This window comes from Halopseudomonas yangmingensis (assembly GCF_900114825.1).
Lineage (GTDB): Bacteria > Pseudomonadota > Gammaproteobacteria > Pseudomonadales > Pseudomonadaceae > Halopseudomonas > Halopseudomonas yangmingensis.
In genome coordinates this window covers 1-23,895 of the sequence record NZ_FOUI01000019.1, presented here as the reverse complement: position 1 = coordinate 23,895, position 23,895 = coordinate 1, and the positions used below count along the sequence as shown (strand labels likewise).

20 protein-coding genes, 2 tRNA genes and 1 pseudogene are annotated in these 23,895 nt (G+C 59.2%); 18 read left to right on the top strand and 5 right to left on the bottom strand.

Annotated elements, in window-relative coordinates:
- Window positions 1–4 precede the first annotated feature (4 nt).
- The gene (metH, locus tag BMZ23_RS13770; RefSeq protein ID WP_093478635.1) at window positions 5–3,715 is read right to left on the bottom strand and encodes a methionine synthase; all 3,711 of its coding nucleotides are present in this window, start codon (window positions 3,713–3,715) and stop codon (window positions 5–7) included.
- Window positions 3,716–3,922: 207 nt separating this feature from the next.
- Here metH and nfuA point away from each other — a divergent pair, with 207 nt between their 5' ends.
- The gene (gene nfuA / locus BMZ23_RS13765; RefSeq protein WP_093478633.1) at window positions 3,923–4,507 is read left to right on the top strand and encodes a Fe-S biogenesis protein NfuA; all 585 of its coding nucleotides are present in this window, start codon (window positions 3,923–3,925) and stop codon (window positions 4,505–4,507) included.
- A 136-nt stretch (window positions 4,508–4,643) separates the two neighbouring features.
- On the top strand, window positions 4,644–5,567 hold the full coding sequence (locus BMZ23_RS13760; RefSeq protein WP_093478630.1) for a chemotaxis protein: 924 nt from the start codon (window positions 4,644–4,646) through the stop codon (window positions 5,565–5,567).
- A gap of 34 nt (window positions 5,568–5,601) precedes the next feature.
- Here BMZ23_RS13760 and BMZ23_RS13755 read toward each other — a convergent pair whose 3' ends face one another.
- On the bottom strand, window positions 5,602–7,557 hold the full coding sequence (locus BMZ23_RS13755; RefSeq protein ID WP_093478662.1) for a transglycosylase SLT domain-containing protein: 1,956 nt from the start codon (window positions 7,555–7,557) through the stop codon (window positions 5,602–5,604).
- 176 nt (window positions 7,558–7,733) lie between these two features.
- Between BMZ23_RS13755 and BMZ23_RS13750 the strand changes: the two genes are divergently transcribed.
- From BMZ23_RS13750 to BMZ23_RS13700, 11 genes are all read left to right on the top strand, one after another.
- Complete coding sequence (locus BMZ23_RS13750) at window positions 7,734–9,647, top strand: ATP-binding cassette domain-containing protein (RefSeq protein WP_093478627.1); 1,914 nt, start codon at window positions 7,734–7,736, stop codon at window positions 9,645–9,647.
- 225 nt (window positions 9,648–9,872) lie between these two features.
- A tRNA-Val gene (locus tag BMZ23_RS13745) sits at window positions 9,873–9,949 on the top strand.
- Between the two features lie 180 nt (window positions 9,950–10,129).
- On the top strand, window positions 10,130–12,055 hold the full coding sequence (thrS, locus tag BMZ23_RS13740) for a threonine--tRNA ligase (RefSeq protein WP_093478624.1): 1,926 nt from the start codon (window positions 10,130–10,132) through the stop codon (window positions 12,053–12,055).
- Window positions 12,052–12,603, top strand: coding sequence for a translation initiation factor IF-3 (gene infC, locus BMZ23_RS13735; protein ID WP_177197296.1), 552 nt, complete (start codon window positions 12,052–12,054; stop codon window positions 12,601–12,603). The genes thrS and infC overlap by 4 nt, the downstream gene beginning before the upstream one ends.
- Window positions 12,604–12,664: 61 nt before the next feature.
- Window positions 12,665–12,859 (top strand): 50S ribosomal protein L35, encoded by a 195-nt coding sequence (rpmI, locus tag BMZ23_RS13730; RefSeq protein ID WP_093478618.1) that lies wholly within the window; start codon window positions 12,665–12,667, stop codon window positions 12,857–12,859.
- A gap of 21 nt (window positions 12,860–12,880) precedes the next feature.
- Window positions 12,881–13,237, top strand: a complete 357-nt coding sequence (gene rplT, locus BMZ23_RS13725) for a 50S ribosomal protein L20 (RefSeq protein WP_080050768.1) — start codon at window positions 12,881–12,883, stop codon at window positions 13,235–13,237.
- 105 nt (window positions 13,238–13,342) lie between these two features.
- Window positions 13,343–14,359 carry a phenylalanine--tRNA ligase subunit alpha gene (gene pheS, locus BMZ23_RS13720; RefSeq protein WP_093478615.1) on the top strand — a complete coding sequence of 339 codons (1,017 nt, stop codon included), beginning with the start codon at window positions 13,343–13,345 and terminating at the stop codon, window positions 14,357–14,359.
- Between the two features lie 35 nt (window positions 14,360–14,394).
- Window positions 14,395–16,776 (top strand): phenylalanine--tRNA ligase subunit beta, encoded by a 2,382-nt coding sequence (gene pheT / locus BMZ23_RS13715; protein WP_093478612.1) that lies wholly within the window; start codon window positions 14,395–14,397, stop codon window positions 16,774–16,776.
- 5 nt (window positions 16,777–16,781) lie between these two features.
- Complete coding sequence (gene ihfA / locus BMZ23_RS13710) at window positions 16,782–17,081, top strand: integration host factor subunit alpha (protein WP_093478609.1); 300 nt, start codon at window positions 16,782–16,784, stop codon at window positions 17,079–17,081.
- Window positions 17,065–17,424, top strand: coding sequence for a MerR family transcriptional regulator (locus BMZ23_RS13705; RefSeq protein ID WP_093478606.1), 360 nt, complete (start codon window positions 17,065–17,067; stop codon window positions 17,422–17,424). Before ihfA ends, BMZ23_RS13705 begins: the two co-directional genes overlap by 17 nt.
- A gap of 87 nt (window positions 17,425–17,511) precedes the next feature.
- Window positions 17,512–17,588, top strand: a tRNA-Pro gene (locus BMZ23_RS13700).
- Window positions 17,589–17,710: 122 nt separating this feature from the next.
- Here BMZ23_RS13700 and BMZ23_RS13695 read toward each other — a convergent pair.
- Window positions 17,711–18,553: a hypothetical protein gene (locus BMZ23_RS13695; RefSeq protein WP_093478603.1), complete on the bottom strand. Its 843-nt coding sequence runs from the start codon at window positions 18,551–18,553 to the stop codon at window positions 17,711–17,713.
- A gap of 190 nt (window positions 18,554–18,743) precedes the next feature.
- Between BMZ23_RS13695 and BMZ23_RS15310 the strand changes: the two genes are divergently transcribed.
- The 3 genes from BMZ23_RS15310 to BMZ23_RS13685 all read left to right on the top strand — a co-directional run bounded on the left by BMZ23_RS15310 (window position 18,744) and on the right by BMZ23_RS13685 (window position 20,717).
- Window positions 18,744–18,872, top strand: coding sequence for a hypothetical protein (locus BMZ23_RS15310; protein WP_260485485.1), 129 nt, complete (start codon window positions 18,744–18,746; stop codon window positions 18,870–18,872).
- A gap of 286 nt (window positions 18,873–19,158) precedes the next feature.
- Window positions 19,159–19,413, top strand: coding sequence for a helix-turn-helix transcriptional regulator (locus tag BMZ23_RS13690; protein WP_023464843.1), 255 nt, complete (start codon window positions 19,159–19,161; stop codon window positions 19,411–19,413).
- 332 nt (window positions 19,414–19,745) lie between these two features.
- Window positions 19,746–20,717 (top strand): YagK/YfjJ domain-containing protein, encoded by a 972-nt coding sequence (locus BMZ23_RS13685; protein WP_093478600.1) that lies wholly within the window; start codon window positions 19,746–19,748, stop codon window positions 20,715–20,717.
- Between the two features lie 13 nt (window positions 20,718–20,730).
- Here BMZ23_RS13685 and umuC read toward each other — a convergent pair whose 3' ends face one another.
- Together umuC and BMZ23_RS13675 are read right to left on the bottom strand one after the other, a co-directional pair.
- Window positions 20,731–22,005 carry a translesion error-prone DNA polymerase V subunit UmuC gene (umuC, locus tag BMZ23_RS13680; RefSeq protein WP_093478597.1) on the bottom strand — a complete coding sequence of 425 codons (1,275 nt, stop codon included), beginning with the start codon at window positions 22,003–22,005 and terminating at the stop codon, window positions 20,731–20,733.
- Entirely contained in the window at window positions 21,998–22,435 is a 438-nt protein-coding gene (locus BMZ23_RS13675) for a LexA family protein (RefSeq protein ID WP_143069601.1), read from the bottom strand. The genes umuC and BMZ23_RS13675 overlap by 8 nt, the downstream gene beginning before the upstream one ends.
- Before the next feature lie 464 nt (window positions 22,436–22,899).
- Between BMZ23_RS13675 and BMZ23_RS13670 the strand changes: the two genes are divergently transcribed.
- Window positions 22,900–23,343 (top strand): hypothetical protein, encoded by a 444-nt coding sequence (locus tag BMZ23_RS13670; RefSeq protein ID WP_093478594.1) that lies wholly within the window; start codon window positions 22,900–22,902, stop codon window positions 23,341–23,343.
- A gap of 218 nt (window positions 23,344–23,561) precedes the next feature.
- Window positions 23,562–23,895: pseudogene (locus BMZ23_RS13665) on the top strand (transposase); the annotation flags it as partial.

Here is a 23,895-nt window from a genome sequence, read left to right as displayed (position 1 = left end):
CGACTCAGCCCTCGTAGCCGAGGTTGGGCGACAGCCAGCGCTCGCTCTGGCTGAGCTCCTGGCCCTTGCGCTGGCTGTAGCTTTCGACCTGGTCACGCTCGATCTTGCCGACCGCGAAGTACTTGCTTTCCGGGTGAGCAAAATACCAGCCGCTGACCGCGGCGGTCGGGTACATGGCGAAGTGCTCGGTGAGGAACACGCCGCTGCGCCCGGGCTTGCCTTCCTTAGCCTCGGGATCGAGCAGGCTGAACAGGGTGGCCTTTTCGGTGTGATCCGGACAGGCCGGATAACCGGGGGCAGGGCGGATGCCCTGGTATTTCTCGCGGATCAGCGCCTCGTTATCCAGTGCTTCATCACTGGCATAGCCCCAGTAGTCGCGACGCACCTGGGCATGCAGCCATTCGGCGCAGGCCTCGGCAAGGCGGTCGGCCAGCGCCTTGACCATGATCGAGTTGTAGTCGTCACCCTTGTCCTGGTAACTGCGTGCCAGCTCCTCGGCGCCGATACCGGCTGTGGTGATAAAGCCGCCAATGTAGTCGGTCAGGCCGGAGTCGGCTGGCGCGACAAAGTCGGCCAGGCTCAGGCTGGGTTTGCCCTCGGCCGGCTTGGCCTGCTGGCGCAGGTGGTGCAGCACCGCCAATGGCTTGCCCTGATCATCGCGCAACTGGATATCGTCGTGGTTGATCTGGTTGGCCGGCCAGAAGCCGAACAGTGCGCGGGCCTTGACCAGCTTGCCGTCGATGATTTCCTTGAGGATCTGTTGGGCATCGGCAAACAGCGAGCGTGCCGCCTCACCGACGGTGACGTCATCAAAGATACGCGGGTACTTGCCAACCAGATCCCAGGCAATAAAGAACGGCGTCCAGTCGATGTAGGGTACCAACTGGTCCAGCGGGATATCGTCGAGCAACCGGGTGCCGGTAAAGCTGGGTGCCGGCGGCTGGTAGTTGTTCCAGTCCAGTTGCAGGCGGTTGGCTAGCGCCTCGGCATAACTCAGGCGCTCGGTGCGGGCGCCTCGGTTGGCGGTGCGCTCACGGACCATGGCGTACTCCTCGCGGGTGCGCTGCACAAAGTCCGGCTTCAGTTCCTTCGACAGCAGGGTGGTGGCCACGCCGACTGCCCGCGAGGCGTCGGTGACATAGATCACGGCATCGTTGTGGTAGTGCGGGTCGATCTTCACCGCGGTATGCGCCTTGGAAGTGGTGGCGCCACCGATCATCAGCGGCAGGGTAAAGCCCTGGCGCTGCATCTCCTTGGCCACATGCACCATTTCGTCCAGCGACGGGGTGATCAGGCCGGACAGGCCGATGATGTCGACCTTTTCCTCGATGGCGGTCTTGAGGATCTTTTCCGCGGGCACCATTACGCCCATATCGACAATGTCGTAGCCGTTACAACCGAGGACCACGCCGACAATGTTCTTGCCGATGTCGTGCACGTCGCCCTTCACCGTGGCCATCAGCACCTTGCCCTTGGGCTCGGGGTTGTCGCCCTTTTCCTCTTCAATAAAGGGAATCAGGTGGGCCACTGCCTGTTTCATCACCCGGGCGGATTTCACCACCTGCGGCAGGAACATCTTGCCGGCGCCAAACAGGTCGCCGACCACGTTCATGCCGGCCATCAGCGGGCCTTCGATCACCTCGATAGGCCGTGCGCACTGCTGCCGCGCCTCTTCGGTGTCCTCGACGATATGCGTGGTGATGCCCTTGACCAGCGAATGTGCCAGCCGTTTGTCAACCGGCCAGCCGCGCCATTCCTCGGTTTCCGCCTCGCGTACACTGCCATCGCCCTTGTAGTCGTCGGCAATCGCCAGCAATGCCTCGGTGGCGCCGGCGTTGCGATTGAGTACCACGTCCTCGACCTTGTCGCGCAGCGCGGCCGGGATCTCGTCGTAAATCTCCAGCTGGCCGGCGTTGACGATGCCCATGTTCAGGCCGTTCTTGATTGCGTGGAACAGGAATACCGAATGGATCGCCTCGCGCACCGGGTTGTTGCCGCGGAACGAGAAAGACACGTTGGACACGCCACCGGAAGTCAGCGCGTGGGGCAGGTTGTCGCGGATCCAGGCGCAGGACTGGATAAAGTCCACCGCATAGTTGTTGTGCTCCTCGATGCCGGTGGCGATGGCAAAGATATTCGGGTCGAAGATGATGTCCTGCGGCGCGAAGCCGACTTCGTCGACCAGGATGCGATAGGAGCGCTCGCAGATCTCGATCTTGCGCTGCAGGGTGTCAGCCTGGCCCTGTTCGTCAAAGGCCATCACCACCACGGCGGCACCATAGCGCTTGCACAGACGGGCCTGCTGCTTGAACTGTTCGACGCCTTCCTTCATTGAAATCGAGTTGACGATACCCTTGCCCTGGATGCATTTGAGGCCGGCCTCGATCACTTCCCACTTGGAGGAGTCGATCATGATCGGCACCCGGGCGATGTCCGGCTCGCCGGCAATCAGGTTGAGGAAGGTGACCATCGCCGCCTTCGAGTCCAGCATGCCCTCGTCCATGTTGATGTCGATTACCTGGGCGCCGGCTTCCACCTGCTGCAGCGCCACTTCCAGCGCCTCGCTGTAGTTGTCCTCACGGATCAGTCGGGCAAAGCGTGCCGATCCGGTAATGTTGGTGCGCTCGCCAACGTTGACGAACAGTGACTCGCGGGTAATGGTGAAGGGCTCCAGGCCGGACAGCCGGCAGGCCGGGGCAATCTGTGGAATCGCCCGGGGCGGGTACTTGGCCACCGCTTCGGCAATTGCCTGGATATGTGCCGGGGTGGTGCCGCAGCAGCCGCCGACGATGTTCAGAAAGCCGGCAGCGGCAAATTCCTCGACCACAACAGCCATTTCTTCCGGCGTTTCGTCGTACTCGCCAAAGGCATTTGGCAGGCCGGCATTCGGGTGCGCCGAGACGTGGGTATCGGCCTTGGCTGCGAGTTCTTCCAGGTAAGGGCGCAACTCTGTGGCACCCAGCGCGCAGTTCAGACCAACCGAGATCGGCTGGGCATGGCGTATCGAGTTCCAGAAGGCCTCGGTCGTCTGCCCCGACAGGGTACGGCCGGAGGCGTCGGTGATGGTGCCGGAAATCATGATCGGCAGCTCGATGCCCAGCTCTTCGAATACGCCCTGCACGGCAAAGATTGCCGCCTTGGCATTCAGCGTGTCGAAGATGGTCTCGATCAGGATCAGGTCCGAGCCGCCCTCGATCAGCCCACGGGTCGAGTTGCTGTAGTCCTCGACCAGTTGATCGAAGGTAACGTTGCGGTAGCCGGGGTTGTTTACATCCGGTGACAGCGAGCAGGTGCGGCTGGTCGGCCCCAGTACCCCGGCAACAAAGCGCGGACGATCCGGGGTTTCGGCGGTTTTCTCGTCGCACACCCGCCGCGCCAGACGGGCACCCTCAAGGTTCAGCTCGTAGGCCAGTTCCTGCATGCCGTAGTCGGCCTGGGACACCCGGGTGGCGTTGAAGGTGTTGGTTTCGATGATGTCGGCACCTGCATCCAGATAGGCGCGCTCGATGGCGGCGATCTTGTCCGGCTGGGTCAGGATCAGCAGGTCGTTGTTGCCCTTCACATCCTGCGACCAGTCGGCAAAGCGTGCACCGCGATAATCAGCCTCTTCCAGCTTGAAACTCTGGATCATGGTGCCCATGCCGCCGTCGAGAATCAGGATGCGCTGTTGCAGGGCCTGTTGCAGGGCGTTCAGACGAGCGGTGAGGTCAGACATGCATACTCCGGGGCAGGGCAATCAAAAGCCGCAAATCATAGCAGATTGCTCGGAATAGCTGAATCGCCATGGCCAGACGCACCTCTGGATGAATAACCTAGTAAAAAGGTTGGGCTTTATCCTGCCGGCAGTATCACTTACACTAGGCGCCATTGCCGGATCTCTGGTCGGGCACGCAGGGCGAATCCATCAGTCTCGAGGCGAATCATGGCAGGCATTCAGTTCACCGACTCCGCGCAAACCTATCTGGCCGATCTGCTGTCCAAGCAGAATACCGACGGCATTGGTATTCGCGTGTTTATTACCCAGCCGGGCACACCCTATGCGGAAACCTGCATTGCCTACTGCAAGCCGGGTGAAGAGAAGGAAGATGATCAGAAACTGCAGCTCGAGCAGATTCTGGTGTGGCTCGACGGCATCAGCGTGCCTTTCCTTGATGATGCCCTGGTCGATTACGCCACCGATCGTATGGGTGGTCAGCTGACCATCAAGGCGCCCAACGCCAAGGTGCCGATGGTCAACGAGGATAGCCCGCTCAACGAGCGCATCAATTATCTGTTGCAGACCGAAATCAATCCCGGCCTCGCCAGCCACGGTGGTGATGTCAAACTGGTTGATGTGGTCGAGGGTGGTATTGCCATCCTGCAATTCGGCGGTGGCTGCCAGGGTTGCGGCATGGTCGATGTGACCCTCAAGGAAGGCATCGAAAAGACCATGATCGCGCGTATTCCGGAAATTACCGGGGTGCGCGACGTGACCGATCACACCGTCAAGGAAAATGCCTACTACTGAGGCTGTCGCCACGTCCTTCCTTGTCGAGTGACGCCGTGACGCAGTGTGCGTGACTGCGCAGGTCGTTATAAGTGGTTACACTGCATCATGGCAGGTGGCTATTTTTCAACGTGCACTCTGAATTGCGAGGGGTTCCATGGCTGGCGTACTGGATAGTGTTAACCAACGTACTCGTCTGGTTGGTGAAAACCGGCTTGAGATTCTGTTGTTCAGTCTTAGCGGAACGCAGCTGTTTGCCCTTAACGTATTCAAGATCCGTGAAGTGTTGCAGTTGCCCCAGTTGACTCGCATGCCACAGCGTCATCCGCATGTGATAGGGGTGGTGCATCTGCGTGGGCAGACCATTCCGGTGATTGATCTGTCTGCAGCCATCGGCATGCGCCCGCAGGCGCTGGATGGCAACAACACGGTGATAGTCACCGAGTACAACAATTCGGTGCAGGCCTTTGTGGTGGGTGCGGTGGACCGCATCATCAATCTCAATTGGGATACTGTGCAGCCGCCGCCACGCGGGGCCGGGCGCGGCCACTACCTGACCGCCATCACCCGGCTGGATGACAACCGGTTGGTGGAAATCATCGACGTGGAAAAGGTGCTGGCGGAAATAGTGCCGTTCAACACCCGGGTCAGTGACGAACTGCTGGATGATGCGCTGCTGAACAAGGCGCGTGGCCGCGAAGTGTTGCTGGTGGATGACTCGCAGACCGGTATCAACCAGCTCAGGGATACCTTGTCTCAACTGGATCTGGTGCTGCATGTGGAGACCGACGGGCTGCGTGCCTTGCGTCGTCTGCAGCAGTGGGCGGATGCCGGCGGCAAATTGTCTGACCGGCTGTTGATGGTGATTACCGATGCCGAGATGCCGGAGATGGACGGTTACCGGTTGACCTCGGAGATCCGCAAGGACCCGCGCATGAGTGACTTGTTTGTGGTGTTGCATACCTCGCTGTCGGGCGCCTTCAACAAGGCGCTGGTAGAGAAGGTCGGTTGCAATGCCTTCCTGTCCAAGTTCCAGCCCGATCAGCTGGTCGAGGTGGTTCGCCAGCGCTTGGAGTTGTAGGTGCGCTGGTATCAACCCGCTTGCCGCTCCTGCCTTATTGCGCACCCTGCAAGTAGCGTTCGTGGGATTCCATGACCGGCTGGCGGATGCCCAGCTTGTCGCCATAGATCACCGCATAGCTGAGCACCGACTGCACATACTGGCGGGTCTCGTCGAAGGGAATGGTCTCTATCCATACGTCCGCCGGCATCTCGCCGATCCCTCGGGTCCACTGGCGTACCCGCCCGGGCCCGGCGTTGTAGGCTGCCGAGGCAAGCACGCGGTTACCCTGGAATTGCCCCTGCAGTTGTGACAGGTAGGCGGTGCCCAGGGCAATGTTGCGATCGGGGATCAATACGTCATTCGGATTATTCAGCGGAATTCGATAGCGCTGCGCTGTTTCTCTGGCTGTGCCGGGCATCAATTGCATCAGACCCATGGCGCCGGCATGCGAGCGGGCATCGGCCATAAAGGCGCTTTCCTGACGGGTGATGGCATACACCCAGGTCGAATTAAGCTGGCGCTCACGGGCGTGGTGCAGGATAGGTTGCTGGTAGGCCAGCGGGAAGCGGATATCCAGATCGTCCCAGTACTGTGCCTGACTGATGTTGCGGATGGCCGGGAAATGCCACTCCATATCGCGGGCCAGTTTCGCCTGGGCGATCAATTCCTCGCGGCTCATGTGCCGGCTGGCGTGGTACCACTCGCGGCGTGCATCGACAATCTGTCCGCGTGCATGGAATTCCCTGGCCCGGCGAATGCCGGCCATCTGGTTGACCCGGTTCCAGGCCTGCGGGGTGACCTCGGCCGGGCGGTGATTCAGGGCATAGGGCTGCTGGGTGCGTTCGGCGGCAAGAAATCCGTAGAAATCCCGTTCCTGCGCCAGCAGGGCATAGTCCTGCAGCATTTCGCCGATCTGCGGGGTGGCCAGTTGCTGGCTACGCAACTGCCAGTAACGCCAGCGGCTTTGGCTGGCCAGGGTCGGAGGCAACTGGCTGGTCAGCTCGCGAGCGATATTCCATTGGCCGCCACGTAAAGCCAGGCGTACCCGCCATTCGCTGACGCTGTCTTCGTGCATCTGCGGATCATTTTCCGCCATAAAGCTGGCCGCCTGGGGGGCGAAGCGCTTGGCCATGCGTACCCCGACATCCCGCGCAATCGCCTGACGGTCCTCGGCACTGAACGGCAGGTCGCGGTAATGTGGCCAGAGCGCCAGTGCGCGGGGCGCATCATCGCGGCCCAGACGGCGCAGCGAAACCGCCACAATCTCGGTCAACAGCGCCTGTTGCTGTGGGTCGTTGCTGCGATAGCGACTGTGATTGCCAAGTTGTTCTGCGGGCTTGCTGGCGCTGGCAACAAACAGTTCGGCAAGCGCCTTGCGCTGCGGCGTGTAACGAACCAGATAGCTGGCCAGGGCATCCTGGCGATACAGCAGAGCCTGGCGGATGCGCTCCCAGGCGCGCTCTTCGGTCAGGCCGCCGGCGGCGCGCCAGCGTTCAAACAAGGGGTTGCAGGTGTTGGGCTGCGAGCGGCCGACGGTCCAGAGTTCGGCGGCCTTTTGCATGGCATCCTGCTGCTGGCCCTGATCCCAGCGGTGTTCAGTCACCACGCAGTCGATGGCAGCATTCTGGCTGTCGCTGTCGTAATTGCGCAGCAGTTGCTCCCAGCGCTGTTCGCGGGCAAGGCGCAGCAGCCAGTCCTGCTTGAAGCCCTGGGCGGCAGGCAGGTCGCCGTGGGCCAGCAGAAAATCCTCGATTTCCCTGTGGCTGGCGCTTTTGCTGCGCTGTTTGAGGTCTTCCAGCAGCAGGTAAGGCGTCAGTGGGTAGTCGCGCAAACCGCCGAGCAATTGGCGGTAGCGATCATGCTGTCCGGCCTTGAGTGCCTGCATGGCCTGATCATAGCTGCGCCGCTGCTCCTGCAGGCGGTCAGCGTAAGCCGGCACACTCAGCAGGGTGCCGAGAGAGCATATCAATAGTGCGGTGCGAAACGGGGTGGACAGCCAGTGGCGCATGATCATCCTTTGCTGCGGAATGCTGGTCGGCGGCGGGTGCAGGCCTGCCAATGCGCGCAGCTTAGCCGTTTACCCGGATGGCAACAACGGCGCCTGTGCGACAAGGCTTTGCAAGCTGCGTGTGGTGAAGCGGGTGGTGTTTCCTTAGAATGGCCGACTGTTCACTGGAGTCGACCATGGCATTGCTTTCCTTTACTGATGTTTCTCTGGCCTACGGGCTTACACCGCTGCTTGAGAAAGTCAGCTTCCAGCTTGATCGCGGCGAGCGTGTCTGCCTGATTGGCCGTAACGGCACCGGCAAGTCCAGCCTGTTTCGCGTGGTCGCCGGTGAGCAGAGTGCCGATGAGGGCGAGATCTGGTCTGCACCGGGTCTGAAAATCGGCCAGTTGCCACAGGAGTTGCCGGAGGCCGGCGACCAGTTGGTGTATGACGTGGTGGCTGCTGGCCTGGCTGGTGTTGGTGAGTTGCTTGCCGACTATCACCATCTGGTCGGCGGCGAGATGTGCGATGCCAGTCTGCAACGCCTGGAGAAGGTGCAGGCGCAGCTGGAGGCAAAGGACGGCTGGCGGCTCAACCAACTGGTGGAGACCACGCTGACGCGTCTTGACCTGCCTGCCGACAAGCGCATGGCCGAGCTGTCCGGTGGCTGGCGACGGCGGGTGCTGCTGGCGCAGGCGCTGGTGGCCGAGCCAGATGTATTGTTGCTGGATGAGCCGACCAACCATCTGGATATTCATACGATTGCCTGGCTGGAGCAGGTGCTGCTGGAGTTCCGTGGTGCGGTGCTGTTTATTACCCACGACCGGCAATTCCTGCAGGCGCTGGCGACGCGCATTCTGGAGCTGGATCGCGGTCAGCTGATCGACTGGCAGGGCAATTACAGCAGCTTCCTGGAGCACAAGGAGCAGCAGCTGGCGGCCGAAGCCACGGCCAATGCACTGTTCGACAAGAAGCTCGCCCAGGAAGAGGTGTGGATTCGTCAGGGCATCAAGGCCCGACGTACCCGCAATGAGGGTCGGGTGCGGGCGCTCAAGGCGATGCGCGAGGAGCGTGCCCGGCGTATCGAGCGCCAGGGCAAGGCGAGCTTCCAGATGGAAACCGCCGATGCCTCGGGCAAGCAGGTGATCGAGGTCAAGGGTGTCAGCTTTGCCTGGCCGGGCAAGCCGCCGCTGATCCGCGACCTGAGTACGGTAGTGATGCGCGGTGACCGCATCGGCCTGATCGGCAACAACGGCTCCGGCAAAAGCACCCTGCTGAAGTTGCTGCTGGGCCAGCTGCAACCGACCGAGGGCAGCATCCGTCATGGCACCAAACTGGAAGTGGCCTATTTCGACCAGCTGCGTGACCAGCTGGAGCCGGAAAAGACGGTGATCGACAATATTTCCGAGGGTCGCGAGTTTATCGAGATCAACGGTCAGCGCCGTCATGTGATCAGTTATCTGGGTGATTTCCTGTTTGCCCCCGAGCGCACCCGCACGCCGGTCAAGGCGCTGTCGGGTGGTGAGCGGGCGCGCCTGCTGCTGGCCCGGCTGTTCAGCAAGCCGGCCAACCTGCTGGTGCTGGATGAGCCGACCAACGATCTGGATGTGGAAACCCTGGAGTTGCTGGAGGAGGTGCTGGACAGCTTCGACGGTACCGTATTGCTGGTCAGCCACGACCGTGCCTTCCTGGATAACGTGGTAACCAGTTCGCTGGTGTTCGAGGGGCAGGGTCGGGTGCGTGAGTATGTCGGCGGCTTTGCTGACTGGCTGCGTCAGGGCGGCAATATCGAGCTGCTGGCCGAGCGCATGGAGCTGGAAGCGCCGGTTGAGCCGGTGGTCGCGCCGGTACCTGTGCCGGCAACTGCTCCGGCGGCTGCGAGCAAAACCAAGCTCAGCTACAAGCTGCAGCGTGAGCTGGAAGCCTTGCCGGCACAGATCGAGGTGCTGGAACAGCAGCTGGAAGCCCTGCAGCAGCAGGTCGGTGATCCGGACTTTTACAGTCGTCCGCATGACCAGGCCGCTGCGGTGCTGGCGCAGATGGAGAGCCTGCAGGCTGAACTGGACAAGGCGCTGGAGCGCTGGGCCGAGCTGGAGGATATGCAGGGCTGAGGCGCTTGTTGCTCTGTGCTTGCCCGGTTGCCGGCGGCCTGTTGTGGACACGCTGTGAATACGTCCATGTAAGCTCGGCGATGCCCGTCCAGGGCATCGACGGTCCACAACAGGCCGCCGGCAACCGGGCTGTTCAGTTTTCCGCAGATTCACCAACTTTTTTCAGCTTTTCAGTAGCTTGTGCTTGACAGCTCAAGGGGCGCTGCGTAAAGTTCGCGCCATTGCAGGCACGTAGCTCAGTTGGTTAGAGCACCACCTTGACATGGTGGGGGTCGTTGGTTCGAATCCAATCGTGCCTACCAGATTGAAAACCCGGTCCCTGTGACCGGGTTTTTCGTTTATGCGCCGCTCCGGGCGGCGGCACAGCAGCCTGATGAGGGCTGCCGGCGATGGTTACGCCGGTACGAGCTGTGGCGTTCAATTGGAGTGGCAGTTCCATCATGTGGCCTTGCGTAGCGGTCACCACTGAACAGGAGAGGCACATGCCCGTTATTACCCTTCCCGATGGCAGTCAGCGTTCCTTTGATACCCCGGTAACCGTTGCCCAGGTGGCCGCCAGCATTGGCGCCGGTCTGGCCAAGGCAACCCTGGCCGGTCGCGTCAATGGTCGTCTGGTGGATGCCTGTGATCTGATTGATGGCGACGCCTCGCTGCAGATCATTACCCCCAAGGACGACGACGGGCTGGAGATCATCCGCCACTCCTGCGCGCACCTGATCGGCCATGCGGTCAAGCAGCTGTACCCGACCGCCAAGATGGTGATCGGTCCGGTGATCGAAGACGGCTTCTACTACGATATTTCCTACGAGCGCCCGTTTACCCCGGAAGACATGGCGGCGATCGAGCAACGCATGCGCGAGCTGATCGACACCGATTATGACGTGATCAAGCGCATGACCCCGCGTGCCGAGGTCATCGAGGTATTCCAGGCGCGTGGCGAGGAATACAAGCTGCGGCTGGTCGAGGACATGCCCGACGAGACGCAGATGGGCCTGTACTTCCATGAGGAATATGTCGACATGTGCCGCGGTCCGCACGTGCCGAATACACGTTTCCTCAAGGCCTTCAAACTGACCCGGATTTCCGGTGCCTACTGGCGTGGCGACTCGAAGAACGAGCAGCTACAGCGCGTCTACGGCACCGCCTGGGCCGACAAGAAGCAGCTGGCGGCCTATCTGCAGCGGCTGGAAGAGGCGGAAAAGCGCGATCACCGCAAGATCGGCAAGCGCCTGGACCTGTTCCACACCCAGGAAGAAGCCCCCGGCATGGTGTTCTGGCACCCCAACGGCTGGACTGTGTATCAGGTGCTTGAGCAATACATGCGCAAGCTCCAGCGCGACCACGGCTACCGCGAGATCAAGACCCCGCAGGTGGTCGACAAGGTGCTGTGGGAACGTTCCGGGCACTGGGAGCACTACTCGGCGAACATGTTTATCACCGAGTCGGAAAGCCGGGATTACGCGGTCAAGCCGATGAACTGCCCGTGCCATATCCAGGTATTCAATCAGGGCCTGAAGAGCTACCGCGAACTGCCGCTGCGCCTCGCCGAGTTCGGCTCCTGTCACCGCAACGAGCCGTCCGGTTCGCTGCATGGCCTGATGCGCGTGCGTGGCTTCACCCAGGACGATGCGCATATCTTCTGTACCGACGAGCAGGTCAAGGCCGAAGCCGGCGACTTTATTCGCCTGACCCTGCAGGTGTACAAGGACTTCGGCTTTGACGATGTCGAGCTGAAGCTGTCGACCCGTCCGGAAAGCCGGGTGGGTGATGACGCGCTGTGGGATCAGGCCGAGAAGGGTCTGGAGGATGCACTGAACGAGGCCGGTCTGAAGTGGGAGCTGCAGCCGGGCGAGGGCGCCTTCTATGGTCCGAAGATCGAGTTCTCGCTGCGCGACTGCCTGGGACGGGTCTGGCAATGCGGTACCCTGCAGCTGGACTTTATGCTGCCGGGTCGCCTCGGTGCCCAGTACGTTGCCGAAGACGGCGCGCGCAAGACCCCGGTAATGCTGCACCGGGCGATCCTCGGTTCCTTCGAGCGCTTTATCGGCATTCTGATCGAACATTACGCCGGCGACTTCCCGGCCTGGCTGGCACCAACCCAGGCGGTGGTGCTGAATATCACCGACAATCAGGCGGAATTCTGCCGTGAGGTGGAGAAAAGCCTGAATGAAATGGGTTATCGTGCTGCTGCGGACTTGAGAAACGAGAAAATTGGCTTTAAGATCCGCGAGCATACTTTGCACAAGACTCCCTATCTGCTCGTCGTGGGCGACCGGGAAGTCGAATCACGTACTGTGGCCGTGCGCACGCGGGAGGGCAAGGATCTGGGTTCGATGACAATCGCCGAGTTCTCCGAGTTTCTCTCCCGTGCCGTTGCACAACGTGGCCGCCCGAATTCGGAGCAATAAAGATTAAACGCGAGATGAGACAAGACAAAAGAGCCGCACCACGCCCGCCGATCAACGAGAACATCACGGCGCGTGAAGTGCGCCTGATTGGCGCCGATGGCGAACAAATCGGCATTGTGTCCATTCAGGAAGCCATGGCAGCCGCCGAGGAAGCCAAGCTGGACCTGGTTGAAATCTCTCCCGATGCAGAGCCCCCTGTTTGCCGAGTCATGGACTACGGCAAGCATATCTTCGAAAAGAAGAAACAGCAGGCTGCTGCGCGCAAGAACCAGAAGATCATTCAGGTCAAGGAAATCAAGTTTCGTCCAGGGACGGAGGAAGGGGACTATAAGGTCAAGCTTCGCAACCTTATCAAGTTCCTCAGTGAGGGTGACAAGGCCAAGGTATCCCTGCGATTCCGCGGCCGGGAAATGGCCCATCAGGAGCTGGGCATGGAACTGTTGAAGCGGGTCGAAGCCGACCTCGCCGAATACGGTACCGTGGAACAGCATCCGAAGATGGAAGGTCGTCAGCTGATGATGGTCATCGCACCCAAGAAGAAAAAGTAATCTCCAGGGCAACGCCAGGCCTTGTGGTTACCTTTATTTACTCTCTTATGGAGTTACGAACATGGCAAAGATGAAAACCAAAAGCGGTGCCGCCAAGCGCTTCAAAGTGACTGGCAAGGGCATCAAGCACAAGCACGCTTTCAAGAGTCACATCCTGACCAAGATGAGCACCAAGCGTAAGCGCCAACTGCGTGGCAGTCAGCAGCTGAATGCTGCCGACGTGCAGAAAGTTGAACGCATGCTGCGTCTCCGTTAAGTCAAGGTCGAGGATTAAAGAATGGCTCGTGTTAAGCGTGGTGTAATGGCGCGCAAGCGTCACAAGAAAATTCTGAAGCTCGCCAAAGGCTACTACGGTGCACGTTCGCGTGTATTCCGCGTTGCCAAGCAGGCGGTCATCAAGGCTGGCCAGTACGCCTACCGTGACCGCAAGCAGCGCAAGCGTCAGTTCCGTGCTCTGTGGATCGCCCGTATCAACGCCGGTGCCCGTCAGAATGGCCTGTCCTACAGCCGTCTGATCGCTGGCCTGAAAAAGGCTTCCATCGAAATCGATCGCAAGGTTCTGGCTGATCTGGCCGTGAACGAAAAAGCGGCGTTTACCGCGATTGTCGAAAAAGCAAAGGCTAGCCTGGCTTAAGCCCTCGTTACGACAATCACCGGCGTTCGCGCCGGTTGGCAACGTCAAATGATAGGGGAAGAGCCTCACAGCTCTTCCCTTATTTTGTTTCTGGAGTGCGTTTTCATGGAAAACCTCGACGCCCTGGTAGCCCAGGCCCTTGCGGCCGTGCAGCAGGCGACTGACGTCAATGCGCTGGAGCAGATCCGCGTACAGTATCTTGGCAAGAAGGGCGAACTGACCCAGGTGATGAAGACCCTGGGCAATCTGCCGGCCGATGAACGTCCCAAGGTCGGGGCGTTGGTTAACGAAGCCAAGGAGCAGGTGCAGAACCGCCTGAATGAGCGCAAGGAGCTGCTTGAGTCGGCGGCGCTCAACGAGAAACTGGCAGCCGAGCAGGTCGATGTGACCCTGCCCGGACGCGGCCAGCTCAGCGGTGGCCTGCATCCGGTGACCCGGACCATGGAACGGATTGAGGAATTCTTTGCCCGCATCGGCTATGCCGTGGCGGAAGGCCCGGAGGTGGAGGACGACTACCACAACTTCGAGGCGCTCAACATCCCCGGCCACCACCCGGCGCGGGCAATGCACGATACCTTCTATTTCAACGCCAACACCCTACTGCGCACCCACACCTCACCGGTTCAGGTGCGAACCATGGAGAGCCAGGAACCGCCGATCCGCATCGTCTGTCCGGGCCGTGTATATCGCTGCGATTCCGACCTGACCCACTCGCCGATGTTCCACCAGGTCGAGGGTCTGCTGGTGGATCGCGAGGTCAGCTTTGCCGACCTCAAGGGCACCATCGAGGAGTTTCTGCGGGTGTTCTTCGAGAAGGAACTGGCCGTGCGCTTCCGCCCGTCATTCTTCCCGTTCACCGAGCCGTCGGCCGAGGTCGATATCCAGTGCGTGATGTGCCACGGCGATGGCTGCCGGGTGTGCAAGCAGACCGGCTGGCTTGAGGTGATGGGGTGCGGCATGGTGCATCCCAACGTATTCCGCGCCTCGGGCATTGATCCCGAGAAGTACCAGGGCTTCGCCTTCGGCATGGGCGTCGAACGACTGGCCATGTTGCGCTATGGCGTCAACGACCTGCGGCTGTTCTTCGACAACGACCTGCGCTTCCTCGCGCAGTTCCGCTGAGCGCCCCGCAACCCCTTTGAAGGCAGGAATGGATAATGAAATTCAGTGAACAGTGGCTGCGGAGCTGGGTGAATCCGCAGGTGAGCCGGGACGAACTGGTGGCCCGGCTGTCGATGACCGGTCTGGAAGTGGACAGCGTGACCCCTGCCGCCGGCGAATTCAGCGGCGTGGTGGTCGGCGAGATTCTTGCCGCCGAGCAGCATCCGGATGCTGACAAGCTGCGCGTCTGCCGCGTCAGCAACGGCAGCGAGGAATTCCAGGTGGTTTGCGGTGCGCCGAATGCGCGCGCCGGCATCAGAATCCCGTTTGCCATGGTTGGTGCGGTGCTCGGTGAGGACTTCAAGATCAAGAAGGCCAAGCTGCGCGGCGTCGAATCCTTCGGCATGCTGTGCTCTGCCTCTGAACTCAAACTGTCGGACGACCATGACGGTCTGTTCGAGCTGCCGGTCGATGCGCCGGTGGGCAGCGACCTGCGTGAGTACCTGGGACTGGATGACGCCATTATCGAGGTGGATCTGACCCCCAACCGTGGCGACTGTCTGTCGATTGCCGGCCTGGCCCGTGAGGTCGGCGCCAACTATGCCGCCAGCGTCACTCCGGTAGCCATCGATCCGGTGGCGGCAGTGCATGACGAGGTGCGCTCGGTCGAACTGCTGGCCGCCCAGGCCTGTCCGCGCTATGTCGGCCGGGTCATCCGCAATGTTGATCTGAGCCGGGCAACCCCGCTGTGGATGGTCGAGCGCCTGCGCCGCAGCGATATCCGCAGCATCGACCCGGCCGTCGACATCACCAACTACGTGATGCTGGAACTGGGTCAGCCGATGCACGCCTTCGATCTGACCGAAATCCACGGTGGCATCCGCGTGCGCCTGGCCGAGGAGGGTGAAAGGCTGGTACTGCTGGATGGCCAGGAAGTCAGCCTGCGCAGCGATACCCTGGTGATTGCCGATCACCAGCGCCCGCTGGCGATGGCCGGCATCATGGGCGGGGAGCACAGCGGTGTGAGTGACAAGACCACCGACCTGTTCCTTGAAAGCGCCTTCTTCGACACCATCGCCATCGCCGGCAAGGCACGTGGCTATGGCCTGCATACCGATTCCTCGCACCGCTTCGAGCGTGGCGTCGACTGGCAGCTGCAGCGCGCCGCCATCGAGCGCGCGACCGCGCTGATCATCCAGATCATTGGCGGCGAGCCGGGCCCGGTGATCGAGCAGGTGGCCATTGAAAACTTGCCCAGTATTGCCCATGTCACCCTGCGTGAAGAGCGCATTACCCAGATGCTCGGCATGCAACTGCCGGCCGCTGACGTAGAGCGTTATCTCAGTCATCTGGGGCTGGGTATTGCTGCCACTGGCGACGGTCAGTGGCAGGTGGAGATTCCCAGTCACCGCTTTGACCTGTCGCTGGAAATCGACCTGATCGAGGAGCTGGCGCGCCTGTACGGCTACAACCGCCTGCCGGTGAGTGCACCGAATGCCCGCCTGAGCCTCACGCCAAAACCGGAAACCCTTAGCGAGCTGGGCGTGCTGCGCCGCCTGCTGGTGGCCCGTGGTTACCAGGAAGCCATTACCTACAGCTTTATTGAGCCGGGCCTGAGCAAGCTGTTCGACCCCGAGCACGAGCCGCTGGCCCTGGCCAACCCGATCTCCGCCGAGCTGGCAGTGATGCGTACCAGCCTGCTGCCGGGCCTGAGCAAGGCGGTGCTGCACAACCAGAATCGCCAGCAAACCCGTGTGCGGCTGTTTGAAAGCGGCCTGCGCTTCCTGCCGCAGGCCGACGGCCAGTTGCTGCAGCAGCCGATGCTCGCCGGTATTGCCACCGGCAGCCGTCTGCCTGAAGGCTGGGCGAATGCCGGCGAGCGCATCGACTTTTATGACGTCAAGGGCGATGTCGAGGCGCTGCTGGGGCAGGGTGGTGATCTGGCTGCCTACCGCTTCGAGCCGGCACAGCATCCGGCCCTGCATCCGGGCCAGTCGGCACGCATCACACGCAATGGCGAACTGGTCGGCTGGCTGGGCGCACTGCATCCGCAGCTGATCGACAGCCTGGATCTGCAGGGCCCGGTGTTTGCCTTCGAGCTGTCGCTGGCAGCCATCAGTGAAGGACGCCTGCCGGCCTTTGCCGAACTGTCGCGCTTCCCCGAGGTCAGACGTGACATAGCCCTGCTGGTCAACCGTGAAACACCGGCCCAGGCCTTGCTCGACTGCATCCGCGAAGCGGCCGGCGAGCAGCTCAAGGACCTCAGGCTGTTTGACGTATATCAAGGCAAAGGTATTGATCCGCAAAGCAAAAGTCTGGCAATCGGCTTGACCTTGCAGCATTCCTCGCGCACTCTAACGGACGATGAGGTGAACGCTGTCATGGACAAGGTACTGGTGTCTCTGGAGCAAGGGTTCAACGCCACACTAAGGAAATAGTGATTATGGGGGCTCTGACAAAGGCAGAAATGGCCGACAAACTCCACGAGGAGCTTGGCTTCAATAAACGTGAAGCCAAGGAACTGGTCGAGCTGTTTTTCGAAGAGATCCGCAACGCGCTGGAAAGCAACGAGCAGGTCAAGTTGTCCGGTTTCGGCAACTTCGACCTGCGCGACAAGCGCCAGCGTCCCGGTCGCAATCCCAAGACCGGAGAGGAAATCCCCATCACTGCCCGCCGTGTGGTGACCTTCCGACCCGGACAAAAACTCAAGGCACGAGTAGAAGCCTATGCTGGAACCCAGTAACAACCTCGAACTCCCGGCCATTCCCGGTAAGCGCTACTTCACCATCGGTGAGGTCAGCGAGCTGTGTGCGGTCAAACCCCACGTGCTGCGCTACTGGGAACAGGAGTTCCCGCAACTGTCCCCGGTCAAGCGCCGCGGCAACCGTCGCTATTACCAGCGCCAGGATGTGCTGATGATCCGCCAGATCCGCTCGCTGCTGTACGATCAGGGCTTCACTATCGGTGGCGCCCGCCAGCGCCTGGAAGGTGAGGAAGCCCGCGAAGACGTCACCCAGTACCGGCAACTGATCCGTCAGACCATCGCCGAACTGGAAGACGTGCTGGAGGTGCTCAAAGGTTGCTGAGAGTCTCTGGAATCGGAAAAAAACTTTCTCATTTCAGATGCTTGATGTATCATGCGACCCGCTTCGGCAGCAATGCCAAAGCACCGTCGGGGCGTAGCGCAGCCTGGTAGCGCACTTGCATGGGGTGCAAGGGGTCGAGTGTTCGAATCACTCCGTCCCGACCAAAAAACCCTAGAAAATCCAGTCACTTAACGGTGACTGGATTTTTTTATGCCTGATGGTTTTCTGTCTCGCTCGAATTTTGTGCCACTTTTTGTGCCACTGGGCTTTCGTGGCTCCAGATGGCTCATCTGGAGGGTTGTTTCGGGAGATACAGCTCGTGCTGTTCCTCGCCTAGGATAAGCATCTCCAAGACCTTGGTTCTGGATAGCTGGTGCTCTTCAGCAAGCTTGTCCAGGACCGCATTGACGCTCAGGGGGAGCACAAAGTTGTATTGCTTCTTCTCGACAGCCTTCTCGCGCGTTTTTTGCGTGCTCCAGCGCCTCTTAATTTTGTCGACGTAGAGTTCCTTTTCCTCGTCGGAGGCTCCGCTATGGTCGAAGAACTCCAGCAGCTCAGTGAGCTTTGTAAAGGGCTCGGCGCGCCACGTTAGCCTGGGCTTGTTTTTCTCAAGCCAACTCCATGCCAGAGCGCATTTTGTGCGTTCGTCCTTGTCTTTGAACCAGCTGAAGATCCTGTCTGACCGCGCGTGCTCGGTCCAGGCGTCTGATAGGCGCTTCAATGCACTCTCTTTCTGGCCGAAATCTCTGTCCCAGAGATCGAACAGTGCAATCAGTTGCTCCCTGTCAGTGAGTGTGCGGAAGACACTGCTACGTATTCGCAGTCCTGTTTTATTCCCTGCTTGAGCGGCGAGCCATTTTGGTTGTCGTCCGTTTTTTTCGACCCAGCTGAATGCCTCCTCCGGTAGCAGCTCGCTATCCCGTGCTCGTACTAGGCCCCTCGTGACGCGAGGATTCCTTCTGAGTGCTCTAGCAATTTGGTTTCGCATGGTTTGGCTGTTGAGCTGGCACTCATCCATCTGAATGCTTTCCCTGCTTTCCAGGAAAAGCCATAGCCACGTTACCTCCCGTTCAGTCAGATCCCACCCGGGAAGCTCCTCAGAAAGCAAATCCATCTCATTTACAGCCATTTATCTATTCATTCCTAGCACATAAAAAGTACAAATTAAGTTAATCAGGAGATAGGTAATAGTCAATGAAATGAATCATGAAAGAACATCTGTAGATGATTTATAGATGTATGAAATCTTGTGTAACCCAGATTTTACATGGCTTCAACGTAGCTATAGGCATGTAAATGCCAGTAGCAGAACGGTAAGCATGGATGAAATTCATGCTTTATTGGCAGCTGCGCTTCGTCCGACAAGCATTCAGCTGCTGGGTGATTTTCAGTCAGCTGCTGCTAGCAATGACGTGGTGCTCAGTCAGTTTGTTCTTGCTGCTGGTTAGGGAGGGGCACCCCGGAGGCTTCACGTGCCTTGAGGCTATGTGTGGCGCCCGAGCGGGACTTTCACTGTTCACAGGAGGGCGGGCAAGTGAGCTGCCCCTGTATTGCATTTGCCTGTTGCGGTTGGCTTAGCTTCGGATTCGTCGGCTGCCGCCTGTGCCAGGTCGCCATGATTACTTTCCCGCAATGGATGGCTGCCTCGGGCGTGCTTGCCTACAGGGCTGGCTTTGGGTCGGTTCTTTTTTAAAACCCTTGCACATCCTCTGAGCCATAGAGGAGTGCCTGCTCATGCGTATAATGCGATTGAAAGAAGTAATCGATACGACTGGTCTTGCCAGGTCAACTATCTACAAATACATCGCGGACGGAATCTTCCCGAAACCGGTTAACTTAGCTCCTGCCGGCATGGATATGCCGAGTACCCGAGGCGTGGGGTGGATCCAGTCAGAGGTCGATGATTGGATCCTGGCAAGAATCGAGGAGCGGGATATGGCTGAGGGATCCGCCACACGTCCAAGCAACCATTTGAGCGTCGCCAAGTAAACTTTTCCGCCATGACCGGCTTCGGCTGGTCATGGCGCTTATGCCGTTTCTGGTAGGGCGCTGCTCTCAGCTAACTCTCCCAAAGCTCAATGCGGCAAATCTCTCGACAGGCTTGGAAATGTTGCTCCCCATTGCCCGGCCTGCTCGGGAGGGTCGACTCTGGTCAGGGCTGCATCTATTGATATAGCTAATAGCTATAAACTACCAGTTCTTACTAATCGATAGTACCAATCACTACCCATCATCACTGACTACACCAGAGGGAAAGAAGACCAGTAAAAAGAAACACACCACGTACCTGGTATGCGACATAACCAACCAGGTACTGAACCATGAACAACCGCAAGCACAACACCCACCTCTCACAGTCCGACATAGCCCTGCAGATCGAATCACTCGTCCAAGCTATCGAGCGCAGCGATACACCCGCATTCCGGATCACTCATAAACGCTCAGGCTATGAGCAGGTCGAAAAGACCAGGCTCTCCCGCTACTTCACCAACGTCCGGCAGATGTACGACCTTTTCGATGCGCGTGTGGAGTACGGCTACAGCGAGCACCTGCAAGCGTTCTGGGAGGCCTGTCAAGACATCAGCCTTCAGCGCTCACCCAATGGCCCTGTCTGCATGAGTGAGACGGGTACGTACTGGCTCAGTCATGAGCAGAGCATGAACGTACTCACAGAACGGATCCGTGAGCTGACACGAGAGCAGTGGTATCGGCGTAGGAAGTGGGACCGACAGGAGTTAGCCAAGCAGCAGGATAGGGACATTACCGAGTACACGGATGCGATGATGAGCCGATACTCGCGTACGACGATCATCAGGTTGAACCTGTACTACTGGTCTGAGGCTCAAGCCAGGCTGCGTATCGAGCAAGTGTTCGATCAGTTGGATGCCCTGATTACCAAGCACCACCGCCATCCGATCTTCAAGCACCTTATCGGCTACATCTACGCCGTGGAGCAGGGGGATCGAAATGACAGTAGGGGTTACCACATCCATGCAGCCTACTTCTTCAATGGCAACATAGTGTGCCGGGATGCGCATAAAGCGATTGAGATCAGCGAACTGTGGGAGGAGGTCACTCGCCGTCAGGGCTATGCCCATAGCTGCAATCACGACAAGGAACGGTATGGTGATGAATGCGGCATCGGCCTGATCCAGAGGGATGATCAGTCGAGACGGCCCCATACGCACTACGCCATGAAATACCTAGTCAAGGACGATCAGCACCTGCGCTTGAAGCCTGCAGGGGCGCGTTGCCTGCGTAAGGGGGCTCTGAGCCGTGCTCGTCGCGGATAAGTGAATGGCAAGGCTACTTGGCCTTTGCGACCATTAATTCAGACCAGCGAGTGGTGTATGCCGGAGAGAGTAATTCTCTGCGCATTGCCCACTCGACTGGCTTGGCGATGCGGCCTGGCTGCAGCGTTCCGCGTCCCCACCGATTGTTGATCGCGTCCAGAGTGCTCATCAGTCGCTCGGTTTTCACGGGCTGCTCGGGGGCGAACAGATCCGGTGTGTACTCATTCTTGCGACACAGATCCAACAGAATCACCTGAGCCTTGGCGTAGCTGAATCCCTCTCTGAAGACCTGCTGCAATCCAGCCTGGACGGCCTTGATGATCAGCCTGCTGTCATCGGTTGGATAGGGCAGTTGGCAGAGGACGCCATTGGCATATTTCGCTTCAGTTGGATTGAACATCCCGGTGCGCAGACTGACCCGCACCTGTCTGCAGAGCGACTCCTGCTTGCGGAGCTTTTCAGCAGCGCGCGTCGCATAGCTGGTGACGGCCTCTTGGATAGGCGCTAACTCTCGCAGGCGCTTGCCGAATGAGCGGCTACTGCAGATCTCTTGCTTGGGTTCGATTTCGTTCTCGATCTCCAGGCACGCCACACCGCGCAGTTCGCGCACAGTTTTCTCGACCACGACATTGAATCGCTTGCGCAGTGTCCAGGCATCCATCTGTGCCAAGTCCCAAGCGGTTTTGATTTGCATGCCTTCCAGATGCGCACGCATGCGGGGGCCGACGCCCCAGACTTCTTCTACGGGCATGGCCTTGAGCAGCTTGTCACGACGCACGGGGTCACGAATATCTACGACGCCTCCGGTCTGCTTCTGCCAGCGCTTGGCGGCGTTATTGGCGAGCTTGGCCAGTGTCTTGGTCGTGGCGATACCAATGCCAACAGGGATGCCGGTCTTCTGTCTGACTTCTGCCTGTACCTGGCGACCTGTCGACTCCAGCGGTTCGGGTAGACCGGTCATATCGGCAAAGGCCTCGTCGATGCTGTAGACCTCGATGCTTGGAAAGCAGCCCTCCAGGATCGTCATCACGCGCTCGCTCATGTCGCCATAGAGGGCGTAGTTGCTGCTGAAGGCGACGATCCCATGGCGCTTGAGGTCGCCTCTGATCTCGTGGAAGAGGGCGCCCATTTTCACGAACGGCTTGGCATCGGCAGAGCGGGCAATCACGCAGCCGTCGTTGTTGCTGAGCACCACGATGGGCGTTCGCAATAGGTCAGGGCGGAACACACGTTCGCAACTGGCGTAGAAGCTATTGCAGTCGACCAGTGCGTATACCGGCTCAGCCATGGGTGAGGTGGTTCCGCAGGCTGTGAGTGACGACGCCCCAGATCGTTAGCTCATCGTTCTCCAGGATGTAGCGCGGTGAGTAGGCCGGGTTCTCCGACTGCAGGATGAACTGGCCCTGTTCCTGGGCCAGGCGCTTTACCAAGACATCGCCGTTAAGGCAGGCCACTACCACGTGACCTGGTTTGGCTGGGATAGCGCGGCTAACGATCAGATAGTCGCCTTCGAAGATGCCAGCCCCGATCATGCTGTCACCGCTGACCAACGCGACATAGGTGTGCGGTGCATTGATATCCAGCAACTCATCCAGAGACAGCTTGTTTTCCATGTGGTCCAGCGCCGGGCTGGGAAAGCCGGCTGGAATGTGTGCGTCAAAATAGGGTAGGCGTGCGCTACTGGCTTGGAGTGCGCCAAGAATCTGGGTATTGCTCATGGGAAATTACCGATAACTGTATTTATGTACAGTATCAGGCGGTTTTGAGATCCTGCAAGGCGCGTCCGTCGGTGCCGATAGGCATGTGCTCTAAATGTTTACGGGTGAAAAGTTTACGTATCGCCTCCAGCGGTAAAGGTGCCTATGGTTGATGCATCTCAACCCGAGGATGTTCACCATGATCATGCTGACTTCGATGACTGACCATCTGGTGCTGCTCAATGTTCTACTGCTGATGATCGGTCTGGCCAGGCTGGCCTATGGTGGGCGTCAAATCTGAATAACTCGCACAGACATGCTCGCATTCGGTCATCAAGCGATAAGTCGGGCGAGAGATGTCGGGTGGTTGTGAAAATTCTTTATGTGCTTTGTGCGGTGCGTCGCGTTTTTCGCGGACGTTAGAACGACTTAAAGCCTGTAGGTCTCCGGCCAATGTCATGGCTGTACATCAGGAGGATTGATTAATGTTCAACAAGCTCATCTGGCCGGCCGAAGCTGCGCTTACTCAAGATCAATCAGATCAAGTTGCGGGGCCCATTCCAGATTACGTAACGATTGTGATCATGCAGCAAGTCGCTGACGCCATAGCTGCCCGCGTATCTGAGGAAATGTTAGCCGGTGCCGCACAGTCGCTCTGTAAAGCACTGCTTGAGTCAGCGTCTCAGCTGGCTTGTGCTGACCAAGCTCAACGCATTTGCGAAGATCACGGTGCCGTTTTCACCAGTTCCTTAGATCGCTCATTCAGCGCTGCGGAGGGCATCTATTTCTACGGTGAAGATTTTCTAATCGAGCACTACAGTGCGACTGGTCACTGGATCGAAAGCAGGCTCGGCGAGCTGGACAGTGTTTGCCTGGACTTCGTCGAGACAAGCACCTCGCAGCCATTTGCAGTATGTGTGTGCTACTGATGAATGACTTAAACGCCGTGGGTAATCGCGGCGTTTTGGCTTTTCAACACGACCTGCAGTTTGGCATTTAGATTTGCCATACACGACTTCAGGCCTGAATTGGACAGCCTTTTTGATGAACGCTGGTTGGATGGAAGAGTTCTATGGATAAGCAGGGAATACTCGCAGTTGAATCACACCGGGTTCCGTGGAGGCCTCAACTCTTGAGAGAATGAGGCATGAAGAAATCCAATAGCTACTCCCCTGAAGTCCGTGAACGTGCTGTGCGCATGGTTCTGGAGAACTTGAAGGACTACCCATCCGAGTGGGCAGCCATCGAATCCATTGCACCCAAGATTGGTTGTGTCCCGCAGACACTGCATGGCTGGGTGCGTAAGCATCAGACCGACAACGGCCAGCGACCCGGTCAGACGACTGAGGAACGGGACCGTATCAAGGCCTTGGAGCGCGAGAATCGTGAGCTGCGTAAAGCGAACGAGATCCTCCGCCTGGCCAGTGCTTATTTTGCCCAGGCGGAGCTCGACCGCCGCAACAAACCCTGAACGCCTTCGT